Origin of the sequence: Streptomyces sp. NTH33, assembly GCF_003236365.1 — a bacterium.
GTDB lineage: Bacteria > Actinomycetota > Actinomycetes > Streptomycetales > Streptomycetaceae > Streptomyces.
Genome location: NZ_POTZ01000034.1, coordinates 22,737 through 28,808, shown reverse-complemented (window position 1 = coordinate 28,808; position 6,072 = coordinate 22,737). Strand labels below are relative to the sequence as shown.

Below are 6,072 nucleotides of genomic sequence, written 5' to 3'. Positions count from 1 at the left end.
GGGTGGGGTGTGGCGTAGTGGCTGGTTCTGCCGTGTGGTCCGCGCCCGCGCAGCCCGCCGCGGACACCGGCCCGGCCGGGCCGGTCTCTCGCGCGGCGGCGGCCCGGCCGGCGACTGCCGGGGAGACTGCTTCCGCCGCGTCACCCGCTCCTGTCGTGCCCGGCGCACCCGCGGGGCCGGTCGGGCACCCGGGGCCCGTCGCCGGGGCCTGCGGCCCCGGTTCCGCCGTCGCTCGGTGGCTTGTGGGGGCGGGTGGCGAGGAGGAGCCGGCGGTGGAGCCCCGGGAGCGGCCCGCTCCCGGCCCGCCGGAGGCGCCGGAGCCCGGGCGGCGGCCCGTGCCCACGCCGGGGGAGGTGTTCCCGCGGCGGAAGCCGGGGCCGCCGGCCGGGAAGCCGCGGCAGCGTCTCGCGGCGCAACCCTCCGGGGCGCCCCGCCGTCGCCCGGCTACTCTGGACTCATGGACTACGTCTCCGCACTCGTTCCGTCGGTCGTGATGGCCGCCCTCTTCATCGCTGTGGTCAGGCTGATCGTGAAGACCCAGGGCGGGGCCGCGAAGGCCAAGGAGGACGCGGCCGTGGACGCCGCCCTCGCGCGGGCGCAGAGCGGCCCCCAGACCTCCGGAACCACCGCCTCCACCGACGCCTGAAGGGCGTCCGACGCGGCGTACGGCCCCTGCTCTCACGGGTCGTACGCCCTTTTTGTCCGCGTTTGACGTCAGAAGTGCACGTTCAGCACGCCATTGCCGGGATCTCCCACTAGGGTGTCGAGTTGTGCCTCGACCTTTGGGAGAACTCGAAGACGCGGTCATGACGCGGGTGTGGAAGTGGAACCGCCCGGTGACCGTTCGAGAAGTCCTGGAAGACCTTCAGCGGGAACGCTCCATCGCGTACACCACCGTGATGACCGTTTTGGACAATCTCCACCAGAAGGGCTGGGTGCGCCGTGAGGCGGAGGGCCGGGCCTATCGATATGAGGCCGTCTCCACCCGCGCCGCCTACGCCGCCGCGCTGATGAACGAGGCCTGGTCCCGCAGTGACAACGCGGCCGCCGCCCTCGTCGCCTTCTTCGGCATGATGAGCGACGAACAGAGGCAGGCCCTGCGAGATGCCGTACGCATGGTGGAAGGCGGCACCGAAGTCCCCGCACCCGGTCCCGAAGAACAGCCCGCCGAAGAGCCCGCCGAAGACGCCTCCGAAGTCACGGGGGAAGTCCCGGATACCGTCGAAGCCGCGGAAACCGGTGACGAGAACCCCGACTCGGCGCCGGGCGGCCGCGGGCGATAGCGTCCGCTCATGTCCGCAGAGCGTCCCGAAGAGACCGCGAAAGCCATCACCGTCCGGCGCGCCCGGACCAGCGATGTCCCGGCCGTGCGCCGACTGCTCGACGCCTACGTTCGCGGTGGCATCCTGCTCGACAAAGCGACGGTGACCCTTTACGAGGACATCCAGGAGTTCTGGGTCGCCGAACGCGACGACAACGACGGCAGCGACGACAACGACGGCAACACGGAGGTCGTCGGCTGCGGCGCACTGCACGTGATGTGGGAAGACCTGGCGGAAGTGCGCACCCTCGCGGTGAAGCCGGGTCTGAAGGGCGCCGGCGTCGGACACCGGTTGCTGGAGAAGTTGCTCCAGACCGCACGCCGGCTCGGTGTTCGCCGGGTATTCTGCCTGACCTTCGAAGTGGACTTCTTCAGCAAGCACGGCTTCGTGGAGATCGGCGAGACCCCGGTGGACGCCGATGTCTACGCGGAGCTGTTGCGTTCCTATGACGAGGGCGTCGCGGAGTTCCTCGGTCTCGAACGAGTGAAACCGAACACCCTGGGCAACAGCCGGATGCTTCTGCATCTGTGATCCACATTCCGCCCGGCCGACCGGGCCGGCGCGCCCTATGTCCGAAACGCGCATGTTTCCGGACGGGGGTGAGCAGCTGGTCTCTCCCAGGGGTTTGTGTTTTTCCCGCAAAAGCGGTTTGCTTTCCGACGTACTGCTGTACTGCATATAACAGGGGACGGCGAAACGGCGGACACCGACCACCCCGGCCCTCACGTTATCGATGAAAGGAAATCCGGTGGCACAGAAGGTTCAGGTCCTTCTTGTCGATGACCTCGACGGCAGCGAGGCGGACGAGACCGTGACGTTCGCGCTGGACGGCAAGACGTACGAGATCGATCTCACCACCGCCAATGCGGACAAGCTCCGTGGTCTTCTCGAGCCCTACGTCAAGAACGGCCGGCGCGGCGCGAGCCGTACTTCGGGCGGACGCGGAAAGGCGCGTGCCGCTTCTGCCGGAAGCCAGGACACCGCACAGATCCGCGCCTGGGCGAAGGCGAACGGCTACGAGGTCAACGACCGCGGCCGGGTCCCCGCGACCATCCGCGAGGCCTACGAGAAGGCGAACGGCTGACCCGGGAGTCACACCAGACCCCGGGGGCGCGCGGACGGCTGGGCGCACGCGCGCCGCAGCCGGATCCGGTGGCAGTGCGTCGCCAGCGTGTCCACCAGCCGTACGAGATCGGGGGCGCCCCGGCCGTCCCCCACGGCCGACAGCGTCGGCAGCGAGGACTCGGCCTCGCACCCGGACCCGGGGGGCCGCAGCCACACGGCGGCCCCCTGTGAACCGGAGCGGGCCGGCGGAAGCGGCCGGGCTCCGAGCGGCCCGCCGCCCGGAGGCGGCGGCGCCTCCATCAGCGCGCCCGCGCCCAGGGCCACCAGGTCCAGTTCCAGCACCGACGGGCCCCACTCCAGCCACTGCAGCAGTCCGGGCAGCTCCTCCGCGCTGCCCGCCGCCACCAGCAGCCGCATCCGGTCCCCGCTCACGGCCACCGGAGAGCCCGGCCCCAGATGGCGCAGCGCGGCGCGTCCGGCTTCGGCGGGCACGTCCAGGACGTCGAAGCGGAGGCCCACGACAAGTCGTACCGGTTCCCCGGGCACCGTCGCCCACCCCAGATCGTTCTCGTACCAGTGCCGCACCCCGTCCCCGGGGCCGGGCGGCCGCCGGGGAGGGGGAAGCGGAAGAGGAGTCGTGGAGAGACTGCCGACCATGCCAGGTGCAACCGCCGGAAACGCATGGGAGTCACGATGAGTGAGGACATCTGTGCCCGGAGTGGCGAATCGGAAGGCGTGTGGGGGCGAGGAGAGGCGCAAGGTTGTTCGCCCATAGCTGAGGGAAGCGGCGCGCGCGGCATGGAGTGTCAGTCCGTACGGGTAAGACATGCCTAGTGGGAGGGGTCGACGCGCAGGCGGCACCCGGGCAGCGGAGTCTCACGTTCGCCATCGGCGTACTGGCGACTGGGGTAACTGCCTGGCCTGCGGGAACATCGTCTCGCACCATCGGGTTGGAGCAGATGTCGGCAGTCGAGGTCAGGAGGCCAGGGACGGTGTCGGCAGTTGGAATGAGCGGTCCCCGCTTGCGGGACTAAGCTGCGGAAGGACAGGGAGGGGAAGTTCCCCCCACTGCCTGACCGCTCTGAGGAGCGATTAACGATGTTCGAGAGGTTCACCGACCGCGCGCGGCGGGTTGTCGTCCTGGCTCAGGAAGAAGCCCGGATGCTCAACCACAACTACATCGGCACCGAGCACATCCTCCTGGGCCTGATCCACGAGGGTGAGGGTGTCGCCGCCAAGGCCCTTGAGAGCCTCGGGATTTCGCTCGAGGCGGTCCGCCAGCAGGTGGAGGAGATCATCGGCCAGGGCCAGCAGGCGCCGTCGGGTCACATTCCCTTCACCCCCCGTGCCAAGAAGGTCCTGGAGCTGTCGCTCCGCGAGGCTCTTCAGCTGGGTCACAACTACATCGGCACGGAGCACATCCTGCTCGGCCTGATCCGTGAGGGCGAGGGCGTCGCCGCCCAGGTCCTGGTCAAGCTGGGCGCCGATCTCAACCGGGTGCGGCAGCAGGTCATCCAGCTGCTCTCCGGCTACCAGGGCAAGGAGACCGCCACCGCCGGCGGGCCTGCCGAGGGCACGCCCTCGACGTCCCTGGTCCTCGACCAGTTCGGCCGGAACCTCACCCAGGCCGCTCGTGAGTCCAAGCTCGACCCGGTCATCGGGCGCGAGAAGGAGATCGAGCGCGTCATGCAGGTGCTCTCCCGCCGTACCAAGAACAACCCGGTGCTGATCGGTGAGCCCGGCGTCGGCAAGACCGCCGTCGTCGAGGGCCTCGCCCAGGCCATCGTCAAGGGCGAGGTGCCCGAGACCCTCAAGGACAAGCACCTCTACACCCTGGACCTCGGTGCCCTGGTCGCCGGCTCCCGCTACCGCGGTGACTTCGAGGAGCGCCTGAAGAAGGTGCTCAAGGAGATCCGCACCCGCGGCGACATCATCCTGTTCATCGACGAGCTGCACACGCTGGTCGGAGCGGGTGCCGCCGAGGGCGCCATCGACGCGGCGAGCATCCTCAAGCCGATGCTGGCCCGCGGTGAGCTGCAGACCATCGGCGCGACCACCCTGGACGAGTACCGCAAGCACCTGGAGAAGGACGCGGCCCTGGAGCGCCGCTTCCAGCCCATCCAGGTCGCCGAGCCGTCCCTGCCGCACACGATCGAGATCCTCAAGGGTCTGCGCGACCGGTACGAGGCGCACCACCGCGTCTCCATCACGGACGAGGCGCTGGTCCAGGCCGCCACCCTGGCCGACCGGTACATCTCGGACCGCTTCCTGCCGGACAAGGCGATCGACCTGATCGACGAGGCCGGCTCCCGGATGCGTATCCGCCGGATGACCGCGCCGCCGGACCTGCGCGAGTTCGACGAGAAGATCGCCGCCGTCCGCCGGGACAAGGAGTCCGCGATCGACTCGCAGGACTTCGAGAAGGCCGCCTCCCTGCGCGACAAGGAGAAGCAGCTCCTGGCCGCCAAGGCCAAGCGGGAGAAGGAGTGGAAGGCCGGCGACATGGACGTCGTCGCCGAGGTCGACGGCGACCTGATCGCCGAGGTCCTCGCCACGGCCACCGGCATCCCGGTCTTCAAGCTGACCGAGGAGGAGTCCAGCCGCCTGCTCCGCATGGAGGAGGAGCTGCACAAGCGGGTCATCGGCCAGGACGACGCCGTCAGGGCGCTGTCCCGGGCGATCCGGCGTACGCGTGCGGGTCTGAAGGACCCCAAGCGTCCCGGTGGCTCGTTCATCTTCGCCGGCCCGTCCGGTGTCGGTAAGACCGAGCTGTCCAAGGCGCTGGCGGAGTTCCTCTTCGGTGACGAGGACGCGCTGATCTCCCTCGACATGTCGGAGTTCAGCGAGAAGCACACGGTCTCCCGCCTCTTCGGTTCGCCCCCCGGCTACGTGGGCTACGAGGAGGGCGGTCAGCTGACGGAGAAGGTGCGCCGCAAGCCGTTCTCGGTCGTCCTGTTCGACGAGGTCGAGAAGGCCCACCCGGACATCTTCAACTCGCTGCTGCAGATCCTGGAGGACGGTCGCCTGACCGACTCCCAGGGCCGGGTCGTGGACTTCAAGAACACGGTCATCATCATGACGACCAACCTCGGCACCCGGGACATCTCCAAGGGCTTCAACCTGGGCTTCGCGGCCTCGGGCGACACGAAGACCAACTACGAGCGCATGAAGAACAAGGTGTCGGACGAGCTCAAGCAGCACTTCCGCCCCGAGTTCCTCAACCGCGTCGACGACGTGGTCGTCTTCCCGCAGCTGACCCAGGACGACATCCTGCGGATCGTCGACCTGATGATCGGCAAGGTGGACGAGCGCCTGAAGGACCGGGACATGGGCATCGAGCTCTCCCAGTCCGCCAAGGAGCTGCTGGCCAAGAAGGGCTACGACCCCGTCCTGGGCGCCCGGCCGCTGCGCCGGACGATCCAGCGCGAGATCGAGGACTCGCTCTCCGAGAAGATCCTCTTCGGCGAGCTGCGCCCCGGTCACATCGTGGTCGTGGACACCGAGGGCGAGGGCGAGTCGCAGACCTTCACCTTCCGGGGTGAGGAGAAGTCGGCGCTGCCGGACGTCCCGCCGATCGAGCAGGCGGCCGGCGGAGCCGGGCCGAACCTGAGCAAGGACGCGTAAGCCGCCGCGCTCGGCCTGTGAAGCGAAGTGTGAACCGAAGGGGGCTGCCCCGGGACTCCGA

6 protein-coding genes are annotated in these 6,072 nt (G+C 69.2%); 5 read left to right on the top strand and 1 reads right to left on the bottom strand.

The genetic code is table 11. The annotated features are described in order from the left end of the window. The first annotated feature begins 457 nt into the window (after nt 1-457). The 4 genes from C1I97_RS05815 to C1I97_RS05800 all read left to right on the top strand — a co-directional run bounded on the left by C1I97_RS05815 (nt 458) and on the right by C1I97_RS05800 (nt 2,406). Nucleotides 458-646: a hypothetical protein gene (locus C1I97_RS05815; protein WP_111002145.1), complete on the top strand. Its 189-nt coding sequence runs from the start codon at nt 458-460 to the stop codon at nt 644-646. Between the two features lie 124 nt (nt 647-770). Beyond that, nucleotides 771-1,283, top strand: a complete 513-nt coding sequence (locus C1I97_RS05810; protein WP_258382434.1) for a BlaI/MecI/CopY family transcriptional regulator — start codon at nt 771-773, stop codon at nt 1,281-1,283. Between the two features lie 9 nt (nt 1,284-1,292). Further along, a complete protein-coding gene (locus C1I97_RS05805) occupies nt 1,293-1,853 on the top strand; it encodes an amino-acid N-acetyltransferase (protein WP_111002143.1) in 561 nt (186 codons plus the stop codon). Nucleotides 1,854-2,070: 217 nt separating this feature from the next. Beyond that, nucleotides 2,071-2,406 (top strand): histone-like nucleoid-structuring protein Lsr2, encoded by a 336-nt coding sequence (locus C1I97_RS05800; protein ID WP_111002142.1) that lies wholly within the window; start codon nt 2,071-2,073, stop codon nt 2,404-2,406. 8 nt (nt 2,407-2,414) lie between these two features. Here C1I97_RS05800 and C1I97_RS05795 read toward each other — a convergent pair whose 3' ends face one another. After that, a complete protein-coding gene (locus C1I97_RS05795; protein ID WP_111002141.1) occupies nt 2,415-3,044 on the bottom strand; it encodes an SCO3374 family protein in 630 nt (209 codons plus the stop codon). A gap of 441 nt (nt 3,045-3,485) precedes the next feature. Here C1I97_RS05795 and C1I97_RS05785 point away from each other — a divergent pair, with 441 nt between their 5' ends. After that, a complete protein-coding gene (locus C1I97_RS05785) occupies nt 3,486-6,011 on the top strand; it encodes an ATP-dependent Clp protease ATP-binding subunit (RefSeq protein ID WP_111002139.1) in 2,526 nt (841 codons plus the stop codon). Nucleotides 6,012-6,072 lie beyond the last annotated feature (61 nt).